Origin of the sequence: Pseudomonas sp. W17 (assembly GCF_040268305.1) — a bacterium.
GTDB classification, from domain to species: Bacteria; Pseudomonadota; Gammaproteobacteria; order Pseudomonadales; family Pseudomonadaceae; genus Aquipseudomonas; species Aquipseudomonas protegens.
The window spans coordinates 452,495-473,523 of sequence record NZ_CP158490.1 but is presented as its reverse complement, the minus strand read 5'-3'; the positions used below and the strand labels follow the sequence as shown (position 1 = coordinate 473,523).

Sequence of the window (21,029 nt, the reverse complement as noted above, 5' to 3'; positions counted from 1 at the left end):
GTGTATCCGTTGTAGGAGCGCCTGCTGTCAGGCGTAACGTTCCTGCCCCCAGGCCAGCAGCCCCTGGAGCAATTCCTTGAGCACCACCTGGGTCGGTGCTGCCAGGTCCTCGCGATAGCGGAACGGTTCGAACTCTTCCATGTAGGCGCTCTGTGCCAGCTCCAGTTGCACGGCATGGATATGCTCGGCCGGGTTGCCGTAGTGGCGGGTGATATGCCCGCCCTTGAAGCGCCCGTTGAGCACATGGGTGTAGTCGCCGTGGCCGGCGCAGATCGCCTCCAGCCGGCTGGCCAGTTGCGGATCGCAGCTGGCGCCATTGAAAGTGCCGAGGTTGAAGTCCGGCAGCTTGCCTTCGAACAGGTGCGGGATCAGCGAGCGGATGGAGTGGGCATCGAACAGCAGGGCATAGCCGAATTCGGCCTTCAGCCGCGCCAGCTCTTGCTGGAGGGTGCGGTGGTAAGGCCCCCACACCTCATGCAGGTACTGCTCGCGCTCCTCACTGGACGGCGCCTGACCTTCGACGAACAAGGGCTCGCCGTCGAACAGGGTGGCCGGGTACAGGCCAGTGGTGGCCCCCACGTACAGGGGCTTGTCATCGGACGGGCGGTTCAGGTCGATGACAAAACGCGAATATTCGGCCGCCAGGGTACTGGCCCCCAGCTCCTGGGCGAACTGGTACAGCCGTGGAATGTGCCAGTCGGTGTCCGGCAGGCTCTGCGCCTGGGGCACCAGCCCGGCCGCCACCGCCGGGGTCAGGCGCGTACCGGCGTGGGGCATGCTGATCAGCAGCGGCACCCGGCCTTGTTTGAAATTCAGAACCTTATCCACAACCCTTCTCCTACACAGTCACTTCAACGCCGTGTCGCACGACGCGCTTTTCCAGATCGCCGCCCAGCCAGTAGGCCAGGTCGGCAGGACGATCGATCTGCCAGGCGACGAAGTCCGCCACCTTGCCCACCTCCAGCGAACCATGGGTCTTTTCCATGCCCAGGGCCTGGGCCGCATGCAGGGTAACCCCGGCCAGGGCCTCCTCGGGGGTCATACGGAAACAGGTACAGGCCATGTTCAGCATCAGCCGCAGCGACAACGCCGGTGACGTACCGGGATTGAGGTCGCTGGCCACGGCGATCTTCACCCCGTGCTTGCGCAGGGCTTCCATTGGCGGCAGCTGGGTTTCCCGGAGGAAATAGAAGGCCCCCGGCAGCAACACCGCCACGGTCCCGGACGCCGCCATGGCTATTGCATCCTCCTCGGTCATGAACTCCAGGTGATCGGCGGACAGCGCATGGTAGCGGGCCGCCAGGCTCGAACCATGCAGCGACGACAGTTGCTCGGCGTGCAGCTTGACCGGCAGGCCGAGCTGTTGCGCGGCAATGAACACCCGCTCCACCTGCTCCGGGGAGAACGCCAGGTATTCACAGAAGGCATCCACCGCGTCCACCAGCCCCTCGGCCGCCAGGGCCGGGAGCATCTCGCTGCAGATATGCTCGATGTAGGCATCGCTGCGCTCGGCGTATTCCGGCGGCAGGGCGTGGGCCGCCAGGCAGGTGCTGCGCACGCTGACCGGCAACTCTTCGCCCAGGCGACGGATCACCCGCAGGATCTTGCGCTCGCTGGCCAGGTCCAGGCCGTAGCCGGACTTGATCTCGACGCTGGTCACGCCATCGCGCAACAGGCTCAGCAGACGCTTGCGGGCGCTGCCGAACAGTTCCTCCTCGGTGGCGGCCCGAGTAGCCCGTACGGTACTGGCGATACCACCGCCGGCAGCGGCGATCTCGGCATAGCTCACCCCTTGCAGGCGCTGCTCGAACTCACCACTGCGGTTGCCGCCAAATACCGTGTGGGTGTGGCAATCGATAAAGCCCGGGGTTACCCAGGCTCCAGCCAGGTCATTGACCTGGGCGTAGTCGCCGGCCAGCGCCTCCGAGCGCCGGCCGATCCACTCGATGTGCGCCCCTGACGTCACCATGGCCGCATCCTCGATGATCGAGTAAACACCCGAGGCCATGCTGGCGACGTTGCAGTGTTGCCAAAGAGTTTTCATCCAACCTCCATTAATGGTCAGTAGGTAAAGGAGCGTCGCTCATGATCGCCTGGGCCTGCCCCGCCATGGGCTTGACCCACAGCATATAGGCCACGATCAGTAGAGCGATCCACACTACGCCGACGATCAGCGCTCCCTGGGTTTTCGGGAAATAGCCCAGCACGCCGAAGATGAACAGCATGAAGGCAATGGCCGCCGCCGGGGCCCAAGGCCAGAATGGCACCTTGAACTGCAACTGGGCCACCTGCTCGGCGGTCATCGAACGGCGCATGGCCACGTGAGTCAGGAGAATCATCAGCCACACCCAGACCGTGGCGAACGTGGCCAGGGAAGCGATCAGCAGGAAGATGTTTTCCGGGATCAGGTAGTTCAGCACCACCCCGATCAACAGAGTCACGGCCATCACCACCACGGTCATCCACGGCACCCCGTGCTTGGACACCTGGGCAAAGCCCTTGGGCGCCTGCCCTTGCCGGGCCAGGCCATACATCATCCGGCCGGCGCCGAAGATGTCGCTGTTGATGGCCGATACCGCCGCCGAAATCACCACGATATTGAGGATAGTGGCGGCCGAGCTGATGCCCAGGCTGTCAAAGATCTGCACGAACGGGCTGCCCTGGGTACCGATCTGCGGCCAGGGGAAAATCGACATCAGCACGAACAGGGTCAGCACGTAGAACAGCAGGATACGCAGCGGCACGGCATTGATCGCCTTGGGAATGACCCGCTTCGGGTCCAGGGCCTCGCCCGCAGTGACCCCGATGATCTCGATGCCGCCAAAGGCAAACATCACCACGGCAAACGAGGCGATCACCCCACTGATGCCATTGGGCATGAAGCCTCCGTGGGCCCAGAGGTTGGCGGCGCCAGTGGCCTGGTCCTGCGCGGCGCTGCTGATACCGAAGAGCATGATGCCCAAGCCCCCCAGGATCATCGCGACGATCGCCCCGACCTTGAGCAGCGACAGCCAGAACTCCATCTCGCCGAACACCTTGACGTTGCACAGGTTCAGGCCACCGATGAACAGCACGATGCCCAGCACCCAGATCCAGCGCGCCACTTCGGGAAACCAGAAGCCCATGTAGATGCCAAAGGCAGTCACGTCCGCCAGGCACACGATCAACATCTCGAAGGCGTAGGTCCACCCCAGGATGAAGCCCGGCAACGGCCCCAGGTACTGGCTGGCGTAATGCCCGAACGAACCGGACACCGGGTTGTGCACGGCCATCTCCCCGAGGGCGCGCATCACCATGAAAACCGCCGCGCCACCGATCAGGTAGGCCAGCAACACGGCGGGCCCGGCCATCTGGATGGCCGAGGCCGAACCGTAGAACAATCCTGTACCGATGGCCGACCCCAAGGCCATGAAGCGTATATGGCGGGCTGTCAGCCCTCGGCGTAGTCCACTGTCTTGCGATTGCATGTCATCGTCCCTTTTATTGTTATCGGACAAGTCCGCCCCGCGCAGGGGTGCGGGGCGGAGGAAGCAGACGCTCCGCGCCTGTCTTGCAGGTAAAGCCAACCAGCACGGGCCGCAGCTCCACGCCGAGCGCGAAGCTGCCTGGCGGCCCGGCGTGCATTACAGGCTCGGCAACAACCGGGCTGGCAGCAGCCCGTTCAGGCAACGCGAAGCCAGCAACTCACTGGCGGCGTTGATGTCCGGTGCAAAGAAGCGGTCCTTCTCGTAGTACGCCACTTTCTCGCGCAAGGTGGCACGGGCCTTTTCCAGGGTCGGCGAGGTTTTCAGGCCTTCGCGCAGGTCCAGCCCCTGGCAGGCCGCCAGCCATTCCACAGCCAGGACACCACGGGTGTTCTCGGCCATTTCCCACAAGCGCTTGCCGGCGGCCGGGGCCATGGAGACGTGGTCTTCCTGGTTGGCAGAGGTAGGGATGCTGTCCACCGAGTGCGGGTGGGCCAGGGCCTTGTTCTCGCTGGCCAGGGCCGCGGCGGTGACCTGGGCGATCATGAAGCCGGAGTTGACCCCACCATTGGCCACCAGGAACGGCGGCAGCTGGGACATGTGCTTGTCCATCATCAGCGAGATCCGCCGTTCGCTCAGGGAGGCGATCTCGGCGATGGCCAGGGCCATGTTGTCGGCGGCCATGGCCACCGGCTCGGCGTGGAAGTTGCCACCGGAAATCACGTCACCTTCGGCGGCGAACACCAGCGGGTTGTCCGACACGGCGTTGGCTTCCACCACCAGCACTTCGGCAGCCTGGCGCAACTGGGTCAGGCAGGCGCCCATCACTTGTGGCTGGCAACGCAGGGAATACGGGTCCTGGACCTTGTCGCAATTCTTGTGCGACGCGGATACCTCGGTGCTGTCCCCCAGCAACGCGCGATAGGCCGCGGCGGTATCGATCTGCCCGCGCTGACCACGAGCGGCGTGAATCCGCGGGTCGAATGGCGAGCGCGAACCCAGCACCGCTTCCACGGTCAGGCCGCCGCACACCAGGGCGCCGGCGAACAGGTCTTCGCCCTCGAACAGACCGCGCAAGGCGTATGCGGTGGAAACCTGGGTGCCGTTGAGCAGCGCCAGGCCTTCCTTGGCGGCCAGGGTCAACGGCTTGAGGCCGGCCACTTCCAGGGCCGCTGTCGCTTCCAGCCACTGCCCCTTGTAGCGCGCCTTGCCCTCGCCCAGCAGCACCAGGGACATGTGGGCCAAAGGCGCCAGGTCGCCGGAAGCACCCACCGAGCCCTTGAGCGGGATGTGCGGGTAGACCTCGGCGTTGATCAGGGCGATCAAGGCGTCGATCACCTGGCGGCGGATCCCGGAGAAGCCACGGCTCAGGCTGTTGACCTTGAGCACCATGATCAGGCGTACCAGGTCATCGCTGATAGGCTCGCCAACACCGGCGGCGTGGGACAGCACCAGCGAGCGCTGGAGGTTTTCCAGGTCGGCGCTGGCAATGCGAGTCGAGGCCAGCAGGCCAAAACCGGTGTTGATGCCATAGGCAGTACGATTCTCGGCGAGGATCTGCTCGACACAGGCGACGCTGGCGTCGATCTGCGCCGAGGCGCTGCCATCCAGGGTCAGGGTCAGCGGCTGCTGATAGATGGCCCGCAGTTGGGCCAGGGTCAGTTGGCCGGGAATCAGGTTTAGCGCAGTCACATTCATGCTCCTTTTGAGAGTTTTGTAATAACTAGCCAGTCGCTCCGGAAGCTTCCGTTGTCCGTCGCCACCCGCAGCTTGAGCAGGTGGCGCCTTGGCACGCTGGCGATGGGGAAATCCGTTTTATTGCACCTTGGAAAAGCGTTTGTTGAGCAATCGCGGGTCCTTGAGCAAGGCCGCCACGCTGGCGATATCCGGGGCCAGCCAGCGGTCCTGGTCGTAGGCCGGAACCCGCTCGCGCAGCAGGCACCAGGCAATGCCGGTGCCGGTGCCGAAGCGCTGCTCCTTGAGAAATTCGAATGCCTGAGCCGCCAGCAGGTACTCGATGGCGAGGATCTGGGTGCAGTTGTCCAGCACCTGCAGCAGCTTCAGGGCGGCGTTGGTGCCCAGGCTCAGGTGGTCTTCCTGCAGGCCCGAGGTGACGAAATTGTCGAGCACCGCCGGCTGTGCCAGCTGGCGGTTCTGCGCGCACAGCGAGGCCGCCACGTACTGCACGATCATCATCCCGGAGTTGACCCCGGGCTCGGCCACCAGGAACGCCGGCAGGCCACTGACATGGGGGTTGATCAGGCGGTCCAGGCGGCGCTCGGCGATGGAGCCGATCTCGGCCATGGCAATCGCCAGCACGTCCGCCGCCAGGGCCACCGATTGGCCGTGGGGGTTGGCCTGGGACACCACCCGATAGTTGTCCGGGGTGCCCAGCAGCAACGGATTGTCGGTAGCGGCATTGAGCTCGGTTTCCACCTGCCTGGCCGCGTGGGCCAGTTGATCCCGGGCAGCACCGTGCACCTGGGGAATCGAGCGGATGCTCAGGGCGTCCTGGGTACGGATGCCCTTGCTGGAAGCGATCACCTCGCTGCGGTCGAGCAAGGCCCGCAGGTTGCTGCCCACCACCTGCATGCCGGGGTGCGCCTTGAGGGCGATGATCTCGGCATCAAAGGCGGCGATCTGGCCGCGCAGGGCCTCGAAGCTCATGGCGCCGATCACGTCGGCCCACTGCAACAGGCGGCTGGCATCGGCCAGGGCCAGGCAACCGAGGCCGGTCATGCACGGCGTGCCGTTGACCAGGCACAGACCATCCTTGGCCCCCAGTTGCACCGCTTGCAGCCCTTCCTCGGCCAGGGCCTGCTCGGCGCTGACGATGTGCCCGCGATAGCTGACCTGACCGACGCCGAGCAGCGCCACGCCGATATGGGCCATGTGGGTCAGGTAGCCCACCGAACCCTGCGACGGCACCTGCGGGGTGATCCCGCGATTGAGCAGCGCCAGCAGCGCCTGGACCACCTGCCGGTGGATCCCGGACTTGCCGTGGCTGTAGTTGATGATGGCCGCACAGATGATCGCCCGGGTCTGTTCGTCGGCCAGCACCGGGCCAACTCCGCAGGCATGGCTGAGCAGGGTATTGCGTGACAGCTGGCTGAGCTGCTCGCCGGCCAGCAACACATTGCACAAGGCCCCAAGGCCGGTGCTGATGCCATAGGCGCGCTCGCCGCTGTCCACCACTTTGCGCACGATGGCCTGGGCATTGTCGATCCGCGCCCAGGCCTGCTCCGAGAGTTCGAGCTCAGCACCGTGGCGGGCGACGGCGACAACATCCTGCCAACCCAGGGGGGCGTCGGCGATTACGATCTTTTCAGCCTGGAACATCGTTAACCTCGTGGTGAAATCCGGGGGCCTCTTCGCTGGCAAGCCAGCTCCTACGGGCCCGGGGCTTGTGGGCTGTTGAACTACACCGTCGCGGCACGACGCTGGACGAAGCGGTCGACGTACTCATCCGCCGGTGAATGCAGGATCTCCCTGGGCGTGCCCACCTGGATCAGGCGGCCGTCCTTGAGGATCGCGATGCGGTTGCCGATGCGCACGGCCTCGTCCAGGTCATGGGTGATGAAGACAATGGTCTTGTGCAGCGTCTTCTGCAGCTCCAGCAACTGGTCCTGCATTTCTGCGCGGATCAGCGGGTCGAGGGCGCTGAAGGCCTCGTCCATGAGAATGATGTCGGTGTCCGCCGCCAGGGCCCGGGCCAGGCCGACCCGCTGGCGCATGCCGCCGGACAGCTGGTGCGGGTACTTGTTCTCGTAGCCCTTGAGGCCCACGGTGTTGATCCAGTGCAAGGCACGCTCGGCACACAGTGCCTTGCTCTCGCCGCGCACCTTGAGGCCGTAGGCAACATTGTCCTGCACGTTGCGGTGGGGCAGCAGGCCGAAGCTCTGGAACACCATGCTGATCTTGTGCCGGCGAAACTGGCGCAGGGCCTCCATGTCGTATTGCAGGATGTCCTCGCCGTCCACCAGGATCGCGCCGCTGGTGGGGTCGATCAGGCGGTTGAAGTGGCGCACCAGGGTCGACTTGCCAGAGCCGGACAGGCCCATGATGACGAAGATCTCGCCGGTGCCGATGCTCAGGGACAGGTCGTTGACCCCGACCACACAGCCGGTCTCGGCCAGCACCTGGTCCTTGCCCTTGCCTTGGCGGATCATCGCCAGGGCATCGGCAGGGCGACTGCCGAAAATCTTGAAGACGTTCCTCACTTCGATCTTGCTGATGGCAGCGCTGCTCATTTGCTCACCTCATGGCGCGGACGACCGTAGGCCTGGGTAATGCGGTCGATCACCACCGCCAGAATCACGATCGCCAGCCCCGCTTCCAGGCCGCGCCCGACGTTGAGGGTCTGGATCCCCACCAGCACATCCTCGCCCAGGCCACGGGCACCGATCATCGAGGCGATCACCACCATCGACAGGGCCATCATCGTGGTCTGGTTGATCCCGGCCATGATGCTCGGCAGGGCCAGGGGCAGTTGCACACCGAACAGCTGCTGCCAGCGGTTGGCGCCGAAGGCGTTGATCGCCTCCATCACCTCGCCGTCCACCTGGCGGATCCCCAGGTCGGTGAGGCGGATCAAGGGCGGCGCGGCGTAGATCACCGTAGCGAAGATCGCCGGCACCTTGCCCAGGCCGAACAGCATCAGCACCGGGATCAGGTACACGAAGCTGGGCATGGTCTGCATGATGTCCAAGAGCGGCATCAGCACTGAGCGCAGGCGGTTGCTGCGGGCCGAGAGGATCCCCAGGGGGATGCCGATCAGCACCGAGATCAGGGTGGCCACCAGCATCAGCGCCAGGGTCTGCATCAGCTTGTCCCACAGCCCCACCGCGCCCACCAGGAACAGCAGGCCGACGATCACCGCGGTGGTCAGCAGCTTGCGGGTGGCGTGCCAGGCGATACCGCCGACAATCGCCAGCATCAGCCACCAGGGCGCCATGCGCAGCAGGCCTTCGAGGTTGACGATGGCCCACAGCAGGGTGTCGGAAATGTGCCGGAACACATCGCCATAATGGGTCACCAGGGCGTCGACCCAGCCGTTGACCCAATCGGCGATGGAAAACGTGAAGCTTTCTGGAAACATAGGAAACTCTCGCTCAAAGGAGGTTGCTGTCCGGTTCCCGACGGCCCTTGGAGCCGCCGGAAAAGCCCGGGCTACAGGGCCGCGTCGATTTTCCCGGCGGCCTCTTCACTGACCCATGGGTGCCAGACTTCAGGATGTTCCTTGAGAAAGAGTTTCGCCAGTTTCGGCGACTCGATGCGCTCGCGGCTCATGCGCGCCAGATTCTGGTTGAGCAGGTCGATCGGCAGGTTGACCTTTTCCAGTACCGCCACCAGCTCCGGGGCCTCGTCGTGGAAGACTCTGGACAAGCCGACCTTGATGCTCACGCTCTTGTCGACGCCAGGTTTCTCATCGAGCTTGACCAGGTCCACCTGGCCCATCAGCGGGGTCGGCGACCAGTAGTAGAAGAGGATCGGCTCGCCGCGCTTGTAGCTCGACAGTACCGCCGCATCCAGGGCCGGGCCGGTGCCCGGGCGGAAGTTGGTGTAGCTGCTTTCCAGGCCGTAGCTCTTGAGCATCTCGCTGTTGTCCAGCTCGCAGGTCCAGCCCGCCGGGCAGTTGTAGAAACGCCCCTTGCTCGGTTCTTCCGGGTCCTTGAACACGCTGGCGTACTTGCCCAGGTCGGCAATGTTCTTCAGGTCCGGGGCCTTGGCTTCGAGCTTGCGCTTGGCGTCGCCTTCGATCACGTAGCGCGGGACGTACCAGCCTTCGACAGCACCCACCACCGGCGCGCCGACGCCCACCACCTTGCCGGCCTTCTCGGCCTTGTTCCACACCTCGCTGCGGCCCACCCACTCTTCGGCGAAGATCTGGATGTCATTGCTGCCCAGGGCGTTTTCCATGGTGATGGAGTTGCCCGGCAGGCTGTCGGTCTTGCAGCCGTAGCCCTTCTCCAGGACCAGTTGCAGCACGTCGGTCAGCAACATGCCGCTTTCCCAGTTCAGGCCGGCGAACTTCACCGCCTTGCCCGACTCGCACCAGCCCGCGGCCTGAGCGCCGGAAGCGGCCAGCAGGCCCATGGACAGCAACGTGGTCAGCAGGGTCTTATGCATTTTCATTGTGTGACGCTCCTAATCATGAGTTGGCTTACGGCAGTTAAGAGGCATCCAGCCCTGTCCACGTCCAATCAAGACTCATACCGCTGCAGCGCGGGTGGTCCCACTCGTTTTTTGTTCGGTGGGCGCGCCCTGCTCTACTGGCAGGATCAGGTGCTCGGGCACCGCGCCATGCCACTTCTTCGCACAGGCGTAGTACAACGCCGCGGGCACCACCAGGCCGATGATCCAGGAGATGTCGGTATCTCCGAGGCTCGCCACCAGGGGGCCAGTGTAGAAGTGGGTGGAAATGAACGGCATCTGAATCAGCACGCCGAACACATAGATACTGATGCCCATGACATTCCAGCGGCCGTAGCGACCGTCCGGATTGGACAGCGCGGGGATGTCATAGCGCTCCTTGGTAATGCAGTAGAAATCCACCAGGTTGATCGCACTCCAGGGCGTGAAGAACGCCAGTAGGAACAGGATGAAGGCGGAGAAATCCTTGAGGAACGAATCCTTGCCCAACAGTGCCAGGGTGGCGGCAAGCGAGACCATGATGAAGATGTAGAACAGGCGCACACCGCTGCCGATATGCCGGCTGCCGCGAAAGCCGCTGATGATGGTGGCGATCGACATGAAGCTGCCGTAGGCATTCAGCGTGGTCACCGTGACCTTGCCGAAGGCCACGGCGAAATACAGCAGGCCGGCGACGATACCGGTACCGCCGAGGCTGACGATGAACGACACCTCGTGGTGGGCGAACTGGGACCCGGCCAGGGCCGCCGCGAAGACCCCGAAGACCATCGCGGCCTGGGCCCCGATCACCGAACCCAGGCCTACGGCCCAGAAGGTTTTCGCCGCCGAGGTGCTGCGCGGCAGGTAGCGCGAGTAGTCCGCCACATAAGGGCCGAAGGCGATCTGCCAGGAGGCCGACAGCGATACCGCCAGCAGGAAGCTGGCCAGGGAAAAATGCTTGTTGCCGAGCAGGGCCGCGATGTCGTTGCCTGCCAGCAGCTTGTAGAACAGGTAGATGAAGGCCACCACGCCAAGCACGCTGGCGATCCGCCCGATGCCGTGGATGACCCGGTAGCCGAAAATGGTGAAGACCATGATCGAGCCGGCGAACAGCAAGATGCCGGCCCAGTCTTCGACGTGCAGCAGTTGCGCCACAGCCTGCCCCGCCAGCAGCGAACCGCTGGCGGAAAAGCCGACGTACATCAGGCACACCAGCACCAGGGGAATCACCGCACCGTACACGCCGAACTGCACGCGGCTGGAGATCATCTGCGGCAGCCCCAGTTGCGGGCCCTGGGCGGCATGCAGGGCCATGACCCCGCCCCCCAGCAACTGACCGACCAGCAAGCCGATCAGCGACCAGAACACATCACCGCCCAGGACCACTGCCAGGGCGCCGGTGACAATGGCGGTGATCTGCAGGTTGGCGCCCAACCACAGGGTGAATTGACTCAAGAGACGACCGTGTCTTTCCGCTTCCGGGATGTAGTCGATCGAACGCCTTTCGATCAACGGTTTGTTGCTTGCACGATCATTCGCTAAAGCCATGGACGTCGAACCTCTAGTGGGCACTGCAGACGATTTCCCCTGTAGGAGCGAGCGGGCTTGCGAGGCGGTGTGCCTGATGCACCGCGGTGCATGCTTGGCCAGCAAGCTGGCTCCTACAGAGAGCGGTGGTTACTTGCCGGTGATCATCGGCAGATTCAGGCCCTGTTCCTTGGCGCAATCGATGGCGATCTGGTAGCCGGCATCGGCGTGACGCATCACCCCGGTGGCCGGGTCGTTGTGCAGCACCCGGGCAATACGCTCGGCCGCTTCATCGGTGCCGTCGCAGACGATCACCATCCCCGAATGCTGGGAGAAGCCCATGCCGACGCCGCCGCCGTGGTGCAGGGAAACCCAGGTCGCGCCACTGGCGGTGTTCAACAGGGCATTGAGCAGCGGCCAGTCGGATACGGCATCGGAACCGTCCTGCATGGATTCGGTTTCACGGTTCGGGCTGGCCACGGAACCGGAGTCCAGGTGGTCGCGACCGATGACGATCGGTGCCGACAGCTCGCCGCTGCGGACCATTTCGTTGAAGGCCAGGCCGAGCTTGGCGCGCAGGCCCAGGCCAACCCAGCAGATCCGTGCCGGCAAGCCCTGGAAGCTGATGCGCTCGCGCGCCATGTCCAGCCAGTTGTGCAGGTGGGCGTCGTCGGGGATCAGTTCCTTGACCTTGGCGTCGGTCTTGTAGATGTCCTGCGGATCGCCGGACAGCGCCGCCCAGCGGAACGGGCCGATGCCACGGCAGAACAGCGGACGGATATAGGCCGGGACGAAACCTGGGAAGTCGAAAGCGTTTTCCACGCCCTCTTCCTGGGCCATCTGGCGGATGTTGTTGCCGTAGTCGAAGGTCGGAACCCCCATTTTCTGGAAGTCCAGCATGGCTTGGACGTGCACGGCCATGGACTGCTTGGCCGCCTTGATCACCGCCGCCGGCTCGGTCTGGGCGCGGTCACGGTACTGCTCCCAGGTCCAGCCCTTGGGCAGGTAGCCGTTCAGCGGGTCGTGGGCGCTGGTCTGGTCGGTGACCATGTCCGGGCGCACACCGCGGCGTACCAGTTCCGGCAGGATCTCGGCAGCGTTGCCGCACAGGGCAATGGAGATGGCACGGCCTTCGGCGGTGTATTTCTTGATCCGCGCCAGAGCGTCGTCCAGGTCGGTGGCCTGCTCGTCGACGTAGCGGGTCTTGAGGCGGAAGTCGATGCTGGTCTGCTGGCACTCGATGTTCAGCGAGCAGGCTCCGGCCAGGGTCGCGGCCAGTGGCTGGGCACCGCCCATGCCGCCCAGACCGGCAGTCAGCACCCAACGGCCCTTGAGGTTGGAATCGTAATGCTGGCGGCCGGCTTCGACGAAGGTTTCATAGGTGCCCTGGACGATGCCCTGGCTGCCGATGTAGATCCAGCTGCCGGCGGTCATCTGGCCGTACATCGCCAGGCCCTTGGCATCCAGTTCGTTGAAGTGTTCCCAGCTGGCCCAGTGCGGCACCAGGTTGGAGTTGGCGATCAGTACCCGCGGGGCGTTGCTGTGGGTCTTGAACACGCCCACCGGCTTGCCGGACTGCACCAGCAGGGTTTCGTCGTCATTCAGACGGGTCAGGGCCTCGACGATCTTGTCGTAGCACTCCCAGTTGCGCGCCGCGCGGCCGATGCCGCCGTACACCACCAGCTCCTTGGGGTTCTCGGCAACTTCCGGGTCGAGGTTGTTCATCAGCATGCGCAGCGGCGCTTCGGTCAGCCAGCTCTTGGCGGTCAGCTTGTTGCCGCGTGCAGCACGGATTTCGACGTTACGGTATTTAGTTGGCTTGCTGTCGGTCACGGAAAAACTCCTCGGCGATGAGTCCAAGGTGCGAAGAGGATTCCATCGACTCTTACGCACACATATTTACTTGTACATACAAGCATATGCAATCAAGCGGCCAACTCCCTTGAGATTATTCTCATAAACCTGACGGACACATCGCAGGCCTTGTAGAACGGGGCTTTCAACCAAAGATAAATTTTCAGCGAAGGTTTTTTGCCACGCGCGCGGCTGTTACCAGGATGGGCTTTTGCGCCGAGCTGGGGCGTTCGGTAACAAATGAGTGCGCACAAGAAACAGCAGGCGCGCCGGCGCCGGCACGCAGAACCCCGCACGAAGCCGAGGGCAGCCAAGCACGAATAAAGAAAGGAGGTTTGCAGCATCCGCAGGCCGTATCCCGGCCTGCGGCAAGATGTGATGAATCAGCGGGCGGTGAGTTCGATCACGCAGCACAGCCCGTCCAGGGCGACTTCCAGCAGCCCACGATTGCCTTCCAGGCGCAGACAGTCATAACGCCCCAGTGCTTGCACCGGTGCGCTACCGGTATCCACCCAGGCTTGCTCGGCAGCGCTGAACAGCAACAAGGTGTGCGCCTGGGTGAAAAACCGCTGCTGGCCATCGAGCCACTGCAAACGGGCGACGTAGCGCTGTGGGCAATAGATCAGGTTGAAGTCGCGGATCGCCCCCTCCAGCAATGTGCAATCGACCTGGCTGGCGCCGCTGAAGGCAAAGGCGTCCAGAGGCAACAGCGGCCGCACATCCTCGCCATCGATGGTCAGTTGCATGCCCGCGCCCTGGAGCACGGTGATGACCCGCTGGTAACCGGCAAAACTGGAAAACCCGCCGGACTCGGCGATATCGGCAATCGACAGGCGCCAGCCGAAACCGTCCAGGCCGTCACCGGTATCCCGGGCAATCTCTTCGGTGCTGCCTCCACCGTTTTTCCAAGGCATGCGTGGGTAGTCGGCGGCACGCAGATGGGTGAGCTGGATCATTTGTGAAAGCGCCCTTCCAGACGATGACGGGAACCGGGGTGGATCAGCCGCGCGGCGGTCACCGGCTGGCGCCCGGACCAGGTACGACGGCGAATCAGCAGGCAAGGCTCGCCCCGCTCGATCTGCAGCAGCCGGCATTCTTCGGCTTCGGCGAGAATCGCCTCCACCACATGCTCGCCCTCGGTCAGGGGCGCGACCTGGGACAGATAGGCGTAGGGAGTCTGCAGGGTGAAGTCCTGCTTGAGGTACTCCGGCGCCACCAGGGCGTTGACGAAACGGTCCTCGATCTGCACCGGGATGTCGTTTTCGAAATGCACGATCAGCGAGTGGAAGACCTTCTGCCCTTCACGCATGTCCAGGGCCAGGGCACGCTCGGAACCGGCGGCCTCCTCGCTCAGGGTGATCACCTGGCAGGTGTGGCGATGACCGCGGGACGCGATCTCGTCGGCAATGTTGTGCACTTCGAACAGGGCGGACTGGCTCTTGGGTTCGGCGACGAAAGTGCCCACGCCCTGCATCCGCACCAGCATGCCTTCGGCCGTCATCTCGCGCAGCGCGCGGTTGATGGTCATGCGGCTGAAACCCAGCTGATTGACCAGCTCGCTTTCCGAGGGAACACGGTAGTGCGGCGGCCAGTTTCCGCTCTCGATCTGCTGGGTGATCATCTGTTTGACGCGGGCGTACAAGGGCGCCGGACTATCGCCCAAGTGGGCAGCCAGCGGCGATTTGGCAGGCGGAGTCGGCACAGGAAATCCTTGTTGATCGATAAAGGTGGCTAGCTTGCCGGAGTTTACCGGGCAGGCAAACGTCTGTATATGTATATACAAATAACAAACGATAGGGTGCTTGAACCATGTCCGCCTTTTTCGCCGAACGTGCACTGCTGCCTGATGGCTGGGCCAACCATGTACGCCTTGAAGTCAGCGCTAACGGCCAACTGACACAGATCCAGGCCAACGCCAGCGCAGACGGCGCGGAACGGCTCAAGGGCCCGCTGCTGCCGGGCATGCCCAACCTGCACTCCCATGCATTCCAGCGGGCCATGGCCGGGCTGGCGGAAGTGGCCGGCAACCCCAATGACAGCTTCTGGACCTGGCGCGACCTGATGTACCGCCTGGTGGGCAAGATCAATCCCGAGCAGTTGGAAGTCATCGCCCGGCAGCTGTATATCGAAATGCTCAAGGCCGGCTACACCTCGGTAGCTGAATTCCACTACGTGCATCACGACAGCGACGGCAAGCCCTACGCCGACCCCGCCGAACTGTCCCGACGCATCAGCCAGGCCGCCGCCGGCAGCGGTATCGGCCTGACCCTGCTGCCAGTGCTCTACAGCCACGCAGGCTTTGGTGGCCAGGCACCGAATGACGGCCAGCGCCGCTTCATCAACAGCACGGAAAACTACCTCAAGCTGCAACAGCACTTGCAGCCGCTGCTGGCGCAGCAGGCCAACCAGCAACTGGGCCTGTGCTTTCACTCGTTGCGAGCGGTCACGCCACAGCAGATCAGCGAAGTGCTGGCTGCCAGTGATCGCCATTGCCCGGTGCATATCCACATCGCCGAGCAGCAGAAGGAAGTCGACGACTGCCTGAGCTGGAGCGGCCGGCGTCCATTGCAGTGGCTGTATGAAAACGTCGCGGTGGATCAGCGCTGGTGCCTGGTCCACGCCACCCACGCCAACCCCGAGGAAGTCAGCCTCATGGCCAGAAGCCGGGCCATCGCCGGCCTGTGCCTGACCACCGAGGCCAACCTGGGCGACGGTATTTTCCCGGCGGTGGACTTCCTGGCCCAGGGCGGGCGCCTGGGCATCGGCTCCGACAGCCATGTGTCCTTGAGCGTGGTGGAAGAGCTGCGCTGGCTGGAGTACGGCCAGCGCCTGCGGGACCAGCGCCGCAACCGCCTGTACCGCGCCGACCAGCCCATGGTCGGCCGGACCCTGTACGACGCCGCGCTGGATGGCGGTGCCCAGGCCCTGGGACAAGGCATTGGCGCCCTGGCCGTGGGTACCCGCGCCGACTGGCTGGTGCTGGATGGCAACGACCCCTACCTGGCCACCGCCGACGGCGACGGGATTCTCAACCGCTGGCTGTTCGCCGGCGGCGACCGTCAGGTGCGCGATGTGATGGTGGGTGGGCAGTGGGTCGTGCGCGACGGGCGTCACGCCGCCGAAGAAGACAGCAGCCGGGCCTTCACCCAGGTCCTGCGTGACCTGCTCAACTAACCCCGACCTGTAGGAGCCTGCTGGCCGGCGAAAGCATTCTCACGAGCGCCTTCGCCGGCCAGCCGGCTCCTGCGGATGAGCTTATTTCGAGGTCTTGGCCATGGCCGAGTCCGACACCCGCCAGATCAGCCGCGTGGTGTCATACCCCTGCTGGCGAGCCTTGCTCAGCAGTTCCTCGCGCACCGTTTCGTTGACCTCCTTGGTCCGCGACAGCAGCCACAGGTAACGGCGGTTCGGGTTGCCGACAATCGCGGTCTTGTAGTCATCGCTGACGTACAACACCCAGTAGTCGCCCTTGGTAGCGCCCGGCAGCAGCCGCGAGAACCAGTTATCGAACTCCACCCACAGCTTGTCGGTCTTGCCCGGCACTTGAGGCGTGGCCGTACCACGGGCCTCTTCCCATTTCCATTCCGGCGTCAGGCAGCGATTGAGCACCGCCACGTTGCCCTCCGGCAGCAGGGTATAACGAGCCTCGGATTGCGCACAGTTGCGCTGGAAGTACATGGGCAACCGCGCCAGCTCGTACCAGGTGCCCTGATAACGCTTGAGATCGACGTGGTTGACGGTCTTGGGCGCCAGCGAATCGTCCCGGGACGTGGCGCAGCCGGCCAAGAGCAGGCCGACCAGAAGAGTGACAGCAAAACGCATCATTATTTTTCTCCCGTGGGCCCGAAGCCCCGGTTTTTTTACTTCAGGCCTTGCCCGGAAAACATCAGAACCTTGTCACCGGCGTACTGCACGCTGATAAAGCTGTTCTTGTCACCCCAGGTGCAGCTGGACATGCCCAGCGCGCCCGAACAGTCAGTCGGCTTGCCCAGGAGTTGTTCGACCTCGGCCTTGGGCATACCCGCCGACAGCTTGGAATAGTTTTCCTGATTGACCTTGCTGCACGCGGCCAGCAGCACGCAGAACGACAACAGAGCGAGAGAACGCAGGGACATGGTGAACTCCTGAACAAAAGGGGGAAGGCCTGTCAGCCAACCAGAAGCTTAGAAGAGAAAACCCCCTTCTGGTTCCCCGGGGAGACGGGTATTTCTTGCCTGGCAAACCGGGCAATTGCCTCGTAAATCAAGGACCTTTTTGCCGCACCTGACAGTTCGTCGGCTTTGTGTATCTGCCCCTCATTTTCAGTGGTGGCCAGTCGACATAAGATGCAGCGCAAAGCCCTCCACTGTGGCAAATTGACGCCCCTCGTTGACCAGCCCCTCGCGGTAGTTCATTTAATGACCAGAAATATGAAGTTCAGCCACAAGATCCTGCTCGCCGCCGCCCTTGTGGTTGCCGTTGCGTTCGCCTGTTTTATTCTGTTCAACGACTATCGACAGCGAGAGGCCCTGCGCAGCAGCACCGAAGCCTCGATGCAGGAACTGGGCAGCCTGACCACCAGCAACATCCAGACCTGGCTGGAGAGCCGCATCCAGCTCCTGCAATCCCTGGCCCAGCAGATCGCCGTGGACGGCAGCGGCGCCGATAGCCTGAAACGCAGCGTCGGCCTGCCCGCCTACACCGGCAACTTCCAGCTCAGCTACTTCGGAGGCCAGGACGGCGTGATGTTCTCGGTACCGGCCGGCAACCGCGCCGCCGATTACGACCCCCGTGCCCGCGGCTGGTACAAGGCAGCCACCGGCGCCCAGCGGACCATCGTCACCGAACCCTACATCGCCGCCTCGTCGGGCAAGCTGGTGATCACCGTCGCCACCCCGGTACAGCACCAGAACCAGATGATCGGCGTGGCCGGTGCCGACATCGACCTGTCGAGCGTCAGCGCCATCATCAACTCACTGAACTTCGGCGGCCACGGCCATGCCTTCATCGTCAGTGCCGAGGGCAAGATCCTCATCCACCCTGACAGCAAGCTGGTGCTCAAGAACCTGAGCGAGGCCTACCCCAACGCAGCGCCGAACGTCAGCCCAGGGCTGAAAGAAGTGCAGCAGGGCGGCAAGACCCAGTTCATTTCCTTCACCCACGTCAATGGCGTGCCCTCGGCCGACTGGTACGTGGCCCTGGTCCTGGACCAGGACACCGCCTTCGCCATGCTCAGCGAGTTCCGCACCTCGGCCATCATCGCCATGGCCATTGCCGTGGTGATCATCATCAGCCTGCTGGGCATGCTGATCCGCATGCTGATGCAGCCCCTGCACCTGATGGGCCGGGCCATGCACGATATCGCCGAAGGTGAAGGCGACCTGACCAAACGCCTGGTGATCCACGGCCACGACGAATTCGGCACCCTGGGAGTGTCGTTCAACCGTTTCGTCGAACGCATCCACAGCTCGATCCGCGAAGTGTCCTCGGCCACCGGCCAGGTCAACGAAGTGGCCCTGCGGGTCGTGGCTGCCTCCAATTCGTCGATGTTCAACTCCGACCAGCAGGCCTCGCGCACCAGCAGCGTGGCCGCAGCCATCAACCAGCTGGGCGCCGCCGCCCAGGAAATCGCCCAGAACGCAGCCCTGGCCTCGCAGCACTCCAGCGACGCCCGCAGCCTGGCGGAAGACGGCCAGCAGGTAGTGGACAAGACCATCGCCGCGATGCACCAGCTGTCGGCCAAGATCAGCAGTTCCTGCGACAACATCGAAACCCTCAACAGCAGCACGGTGAACATCGGGCAAATTCTGGAAGTGATCACCAGCATCTCCCAGCAGACCAACCTGCTGGCCCTCAACGCCGCCATCGAAGCCGCCCGCGCCGGTGAGGCCGGGCGCGGCTTCGCAGTGGTAGCGGACGAAGTGCGCAACCTCGCCCACCGCACCCAGGATTCGGCGCAGCAAGTGCAGAAGATGATCGAGGAACTGCAGGTAGGCGCCCGTGAAGCGGTGGGCACCATGACCGAAAGCCAGCGCGAGAGCGAGAACAGCGTGGGCATTGCCAACCAGGCCGGCGAGCGCCTGGGCAGCGTGACCCAGCGCATCGGCGAGATCGACGGCATGAACCAGTCGGTGGCCACCGCCACCGAGGAGCAGACCGCCGTGGTGGAGTCGATCAACGTCGACATCACCGAGATCAACACCCTCAACCAGGAAGGCGTGGAAAACCTCCAGGCCACCTTGCGCGCCTGCGCCGACCTGGAGCAGCAGGCCAAGCGCCTGCAGCATCTGGTGGGCAGTTTCCGTATCTGAGTAACAGCTTCGCCGGCCTGCCGGCGAAAGTGCCCTTAAAAACGCGAACCGGGCTCGCGCAGGAAAGCCAGTTCCTCGGCCGTGGATTCGCGGTCCAGGATGGCATTGCGATGGGGGAAGCGCCCAAAGCGGGCAATGACTTTCTGGTGCCGTTCGGCGTAGTCCAGGTTGTCGGCAAACACTGCACGCTCGTCCGCTGGCTGTTCATCGTGCAGGGCGGTAAAGCGTGAAACGCTCTCGTTCTGCACCGCCAGGTTTTCGCAGTGCTCGAACACCAGGTAGATGAAGCAGCGCTGGATGGCCGGCAGGCGCCGGTCAAAATCCGCGGCGATACCCTGGGCCACCAGTGCCTGGGCACGCAGGTCGCCGGCAAATGCCTTGGGAGTGTCGCGATAGATCATCCGTGGCAGTTGGTCGAGCAACAGCACCATGGCCAGCCAACCTTGGGGGCTTTGCGCCCATTCGGTCAAACCGCCAGCCAGGGCCTGCTCCACCAGGCCGGCGAAACGCTGACGCGCTTCGAGGTCCTGGCTGTCGCGCTTGCCGAACCACAACCGGCCCTTGGCAGCGACAATCTCCGCCGGCCTTTCGGCTGAACCGAACCACCAATCAAGCAGAGGCTGCCAGGGCGCGCTCATGATTTACTCCTTGTGGTAGCCGGTCACGCGGGCCACTTCTTCCTTCGAGCCGAGGAACACCGCCACACGCTGGTGCAGGCCTTCAGGCTGAATGTCGAGAATGCGCTTGTGACCATCGGTGGACGCGCCGCCGGCCTGCTCCACCAGGAACGACATCGGATTGGCTTCGTACATCAGGCGCAGCTTGCCCGGCTTTTCCGGCTCGCGGCTGTCCCGTGGGTACATGAACAGGCCGCCACGGGTCAGGATACGGTGCACGTCAGCCACCATCGCTGCGACCCAGCGCATGTTGTAGTTCTTTTTCAGCGGGCCGGTGTCGCCCGCCAGCAGTTCTTCCACGTAGCGCTTGACCGGGGCTTCCCAGTGACGCTCGTTGGACATGTTGATGGCGAATTCCTGGGTGGATTCCGGAATCTTGATGTCTTCGTGGGTCAGGACGAAGCTGCCCATTTCGCGGTCCAGGGTGAAGCCTTTGACGCCGTCGCCCAGGGTCAGCACCAGCATGGTCTGCGGGCCGTAGATGGCGTAACCGGCGGCGACCTGCTGGGTGCCCGGCTGCAGGAAGGCCTTTTCATTCAGGGCTTCGTTCTGGCTCAGGTACTCGTTCGGGCAGCGCAGTACCGAGAAAATGGTGCCGACCGGTGCGTTGATATCGATGTTCGAGGAGCCGTCCAGCGGGTCGAATACCAGCAGGTAGGCGCCTTTGGGGTACTTGCCCGGGATCTGGTAGGCATTGTCCATTTCCTCGGACGCCATGCCGGCCAGGTGGCCGCCCCATTCGTTGGCTTCGAGCAGGATCTCGTTGGAGATCACGTCGAGCTTCTTCTGCACTTCGCCCTGCACGTTTTCCGTGCCCATGCTGCCCAGGACACCGCCCAGGGCGCCCTTGGAAACGGCGTGGCTGATCTCCTTGCAAGCACGCGCCACCACTTCGATCAGGAAGCGCAGATCGGCAGGAGTGTTGTTGCTGCGGGTCTGCTCAATCAAATAGCGACTCAGGGTAACGCGGGACATGGAAGGCTCCGGAGGAATGGGGGGCTAAAAACCCGCGCAGTTTAACGCGAGTCGAGGCGCATTTCCTCCTCTCAGACAGGGAACCGCCAGTTAGAGTTCAGGCGCCGGTT

The 21,029-nt window shown here is 63.7% G+C and carries 18 protein-coding genes; 2 read left to right on the top strand and 16 right to left on the bottom strand.

The window, feature by feature from the left end; all coding sequences use genetic code 11:
• Nucleotides 1–27 precede the first annotated feature (27 nt).
• The 12 genes from hutG to hutC form a co-directional block, all read right to left on the bottom strand.
• Complete coding sequence (hutG, locus tag ABCR88_RS02130; RefSeq protein ID WP_350404061.1) at nucleotides 28–828, bottom strand: N-formylglutamate deformylase; 801 nt, start codon at nucleotides 826–828, stop codon at nucleotides 28–30.
• A 10-nt stretch (nucleotides 829–838) separates the two neighbouring features.
• Nucleotides 839–2,044, bottom strand: a complete 1,206-nt coding sequence (gene hutI / locus ABCR88_RS02125) for an imidazolonepropionase (protein WP_019095428.1) — start codon at nucleotides 2,042–2,044, stop codon at nucleotides 839–841.
• A 10-nt stretch (nucleotides 2,045–2,054) separates the two neighbouring features.
• Complete coding sequence (locus ABCR88_RS02120; RefSeq protein WP_350404060.1) at nucleotides 2,055–3,467, bottom strand: amino acid permease; 1,413 nt, start codon at nucleotides 3,465–3,467, stop codon at nucleotides 2,055–2,057.
• A gap of 156 nt (nucleotides 3,468–3,623) precedes the next feature.
• Complete coding sequence (gene hutH / locus ABCR88_RS02115; protein ID WP_019095429.1) at nucleotides 3,624–5,162, bottom strand: histidine ammonia-lyase; 1,539 nt, start codon at nucleotides 5,160–5,162, stop codon at nucleotides 3,624–3,626.
• A 117-nt stretch (nucleotides 5,163–5,279) separates the two neighbouring features.
• Entirely contained in the window at nucleotides 5,280–6,803 is a 1,524-nt protein-coding gene (gene hutH / locus ABCR88_RS02110; RefSeq protein ID WP_350404059.1) for a histidine ammonia-lyase, read from the bottom strand.
• 80 nt (nucleotides 6,804–6,883) lie between these two features.
• The gene (locus ABCR88_RS02105) at nucleotides 6,884–7,714 is read right to left on the bottom strand and encodes a glycine betaine/L-proline ABC transporter ATP-binding protein (protein ID WP_011058780.1); all 831 of its coding nucleotides are present in this window, start codon (nucleotides 7,712–7,714) and stop codon (nucleotides 6,884–6,886) included.
• Nucleotides 7,711–8,562, bottom strand: coding sequence for a proline/glycine betaine ABC transporter permease (locus ABCR88_RS02100; RefSeq protein ID WP_011058779.1), 852 nt, complete (start codon nucleotides 8,560–8,562; stop codon nucleotides 7,711–7,713). The genes ABCR88_RS02105 and ABCR88_RS02100 overlap by 4 nt, the downstream gene beginning before the upstream one ends.
• 71 nt (nucleotides 8,563–8,633) lie before the next feature.
• Nucleotides 8,634–9,599 carry an ABC transporter substrate-binding protein gene (locus ABCR88_RS02095; RefSeq protein WP_011058778.1) on the bottom strand — a complete coding sequence of 322 codons (966 nt, stop codon included), beginning with the start codon at nucleotides 9,597–9,599 and terminating at the stop codon, nucleotides 8,634–8,636.
• A gap of 75 nt (nucleotides 9,600–9,674) precedes the next feature.
• Complete coding sequence (locus tag ABCR88_RS02090) at nucleotides 9,675–11,144, bottom strand: cytosine permease (protein ID WP_011058777.1); 1,470 nt, start codon at nucleotides 11,142–11,144, stop codon at nucleotides 9,675–9,677.
• A gap of 129 nt (nucleotides 11,145–11,273) precedes the next feature.
• Nucleotides 11,274–12,956, bottom strand: a complete 1,683-nt coding sequence (hutU, locus tag ABCR88_RS02085) for a urocanate hydratase (RefSeq protein ID WP_350404058.1) — start codon at nucleotides 12,954–12,956, stop codon at nucleotides 11,274–11,276.
• 404 nt (nucleotides 12,957–13,360) lie between these two features.
• Complete coding sequence (locus ABCR88_RS02080; RefSeq protein ID WP_011058775.1) at nucleotides 13,361–13,933, bottom strand: HutD family protein; 573 nt, start codon at nucleotides 13,931–13,933, stop codon at nucleotides 13,361–13,363.
• On the bottom strand, nucleotides 13,930–14,679 hold the full coding sequence (hutC, locus tag ABCR88_RS02075) for a histidine utilization repressor (protein WP_232643970.1): 750 nt from the start codon (nucleotides 14,677–14,679) through the stop codon (nucleotides 13,930–13,932). The genes ABCR88_RS02080 and hutC overlap by 4 nt, the downstream gene beginning before the upstream one ends.
• A 107-nt stretch (nucleotides 14,680–14,786) precedes the next feature.
• Here hutC and ABCR88_RS02070 point away from each other — a divergent pair, with 107 nt between their 5' ends.
• Entirely contained in the window at nucleotides 14,787–16,151 is a 1,365-nt protein-coding gene (locus ABCR88_RS02070; RefSeq protein WP_011058773.1) for a formimidoylglutamate deiminase, read from the top strand.
• A gap of 81 nt (nucleotides 16,152–16,232) precedes the next feature.
• On the opposite strand, the gene ABCR88_RS02065 is transcribed toward ABCR88_RS02070, so the two are convergent.
• Both ABCR88_RS02065 and ABCR88_RS02060 read right to left on the bottom strand, forming a co-directional pair.
• Nucleotides 16,233–16,802 carry a lipocalin family protein gene (locus tag ABCR88_RS02065; protein ID WP_011058772.1) on the bottom strand — a complete coding sequence of 190 codons (570 nt, stop codon included), beginning with the start codon at nucleotides 16,800–16,802 and terminating at the stop codon, nucleotides 16,233–16,235.
• 35 nt (nucleotides 16,803–16,837) lie between these two features.
• The gene (locus ABCR88_RS02060; RefSeq protein ID WP_011058771.1) at nucleotides 16,838–17,092 is read right to left on the bottom strand and encodes a hypothetical protein; all 255 of its coding nucleotides are present in this window, start codon (nucleotides 17,090–17,092) and stop codon (nucleotides 16,838–16,840) included.
• Between the two features lie 282 nt (nucleotides 17,093–17,374).
• Here ABCR88_RS02060 and ABCR88_RS02055 point away from each other — a divergent pair, with 282 nt between their 5' ends.
• Nucleotides 17,375–19,267, top strand: a complete 1,893-nt coding sequence (locus tag ABCR88_RS02055; RefSeq protein WP_026022877.1) for a methyl-accepting chemotaxis protein — start codon at nucleotides 17,375–17,377, stop codon at nucleotides 19,265–19,267.
• A 35-nt stretch (nucleotides 19,268–19,302) separates the two neighbouring features.
• Here ABCR88_RS02055 and ABCR88_RS02050 read toward each other — a convergent pair whose 3' ends face one another.
• Entirely contained in the window at nucleotides 19,303–19,905 is a 603-nt protein-coding gene (locus ABCR88_RS02050) for a DUF924 family protein (protein ID WP_337154561.1), read from the bottom strand.
• Between the two features lie 3 nt (nucleotides 19,906–19,908).
• Nucleotides 19,909–20,919: a class 1 fructose-bisphosphatase gene (locus ABCR88_RS02045; RefSeq protein ID WP_011058768.1), complete on the bottom strand. Its 1,011-nt coding sequence runs from the start codon at nucleotides 20,917–20,919 to the stop codon at nucleotides 19,909–19,911.
• Nucleotides 20,920–21,029: the final 110 nt, after the last annotated feature.

Bases quoted from the DNA above. Each gene is read 5' to 3' on its own strand.
- ABCR88_RS02105 (WP_011058780.1), bottom strand. From the start codon at position 7,714: ATGAGCAGCGCTGCCATCAGCAAGATCGAAGTGAGGAACGTCTTCAAG.
- ABCR88_RS02090 (WP_011058777.1), bottom strand. From the start codon at position 11,144: ATGGCTTTAGCGAATGATCGTGCAAGCAACAAACCGTTGATCGAAAGG.
- ABCR88_RS02095 (WP_011058778.1), bottom strand. From the start codon at position 9,599: ATGAAAATGCATAAGACCCTGCTGACCACGTTGCTGTCCATGGGCCTG.
- ABCR88_RS02120 (WP_350404060.1), bottom strand. From the start codon at position 3,467: ATGCAATCGCAAGACAGTGGACTACGCCGAGGGCTGACAGCCCGCCAT.
- ABCR88_RS02055 (WP_026022877.1), top strand. From the start codon at position 17,375: ATGACCAGAAATATGAAGTTCAGCCACAAGATCCTGCTCGCCGCCGCC.
- ABCR88_RS02065 (WP_011058772.1), bottom strand. From the start codon at position 16,802: ATGATGCGTTTTGCTGTCACTCTTCTGGTCGGCCTGCTCTTGGCCGGC.
- hutI (WP_019095428.1), bottom strand. From the start codon at position 2,044: ATGAAAACTCTTTGGCAACACTGCAACGTCGCCAGCATGGCCTCGGGT.
- ABCR88_RS02045 (WP_011058768.1), bottom strand. From the start codon at position 20,919: ATGTCCCGCGTTACCCTGAGTCGCTATTTGATTGAGCAGACCCGCAGC.
- hutH (WP_019095429.1), bottom strand. From the start codon at position 5,162: ATGAATGTGACTGCGCTAAACCTGATTCCCGGCCAACTGACCCTGGCC.
- ABCR88_RS02100 (WP_011058779.1), bottom strand. From the start codon at position 8,562: ATGTTTCCAGAAAGCTTCACGTTTTCCATCGCCGATTGGGTCAACGGC.
- ABCR88_RS02080 (WP_011058775.1), bottom strand. From the start codon at position 13,933: ATGATCCAGCTCACCCATCTGCGTGCCGCCGACTACCCACGCATGCCT.
- ABCR88_RS02070 (WP_011058773.1), top strand. From the start codon at position 14,787: ATGTCCGCCTTTTTCGCCGAACGTGCACTGCTGCCTGATGGCTGGGCC.
- hutH (WP_350404059.1), bottom strand. From the start codon at position 6,803: ATGTTCCAGGCTGAAAAGATCGTAATCGCCGACGCCCCCCTGGGTTGG.
- ABCR88_RS02060 (WP_011058771.1), bottom strand. From the start codon at position 17,092: ATGTCCCTGCGTTCTCTCGCTCTGTTGTCGTTCTGCGTGCTGCTGGCC.
- ABCR88_RS02050 (WP_337154561.1), bottom strand. From the start codon at position 19,905: ATGAGCGCGCCCTGGCAGCCTCTGCTTGATTGGTGGTTCGGTTCAGCC.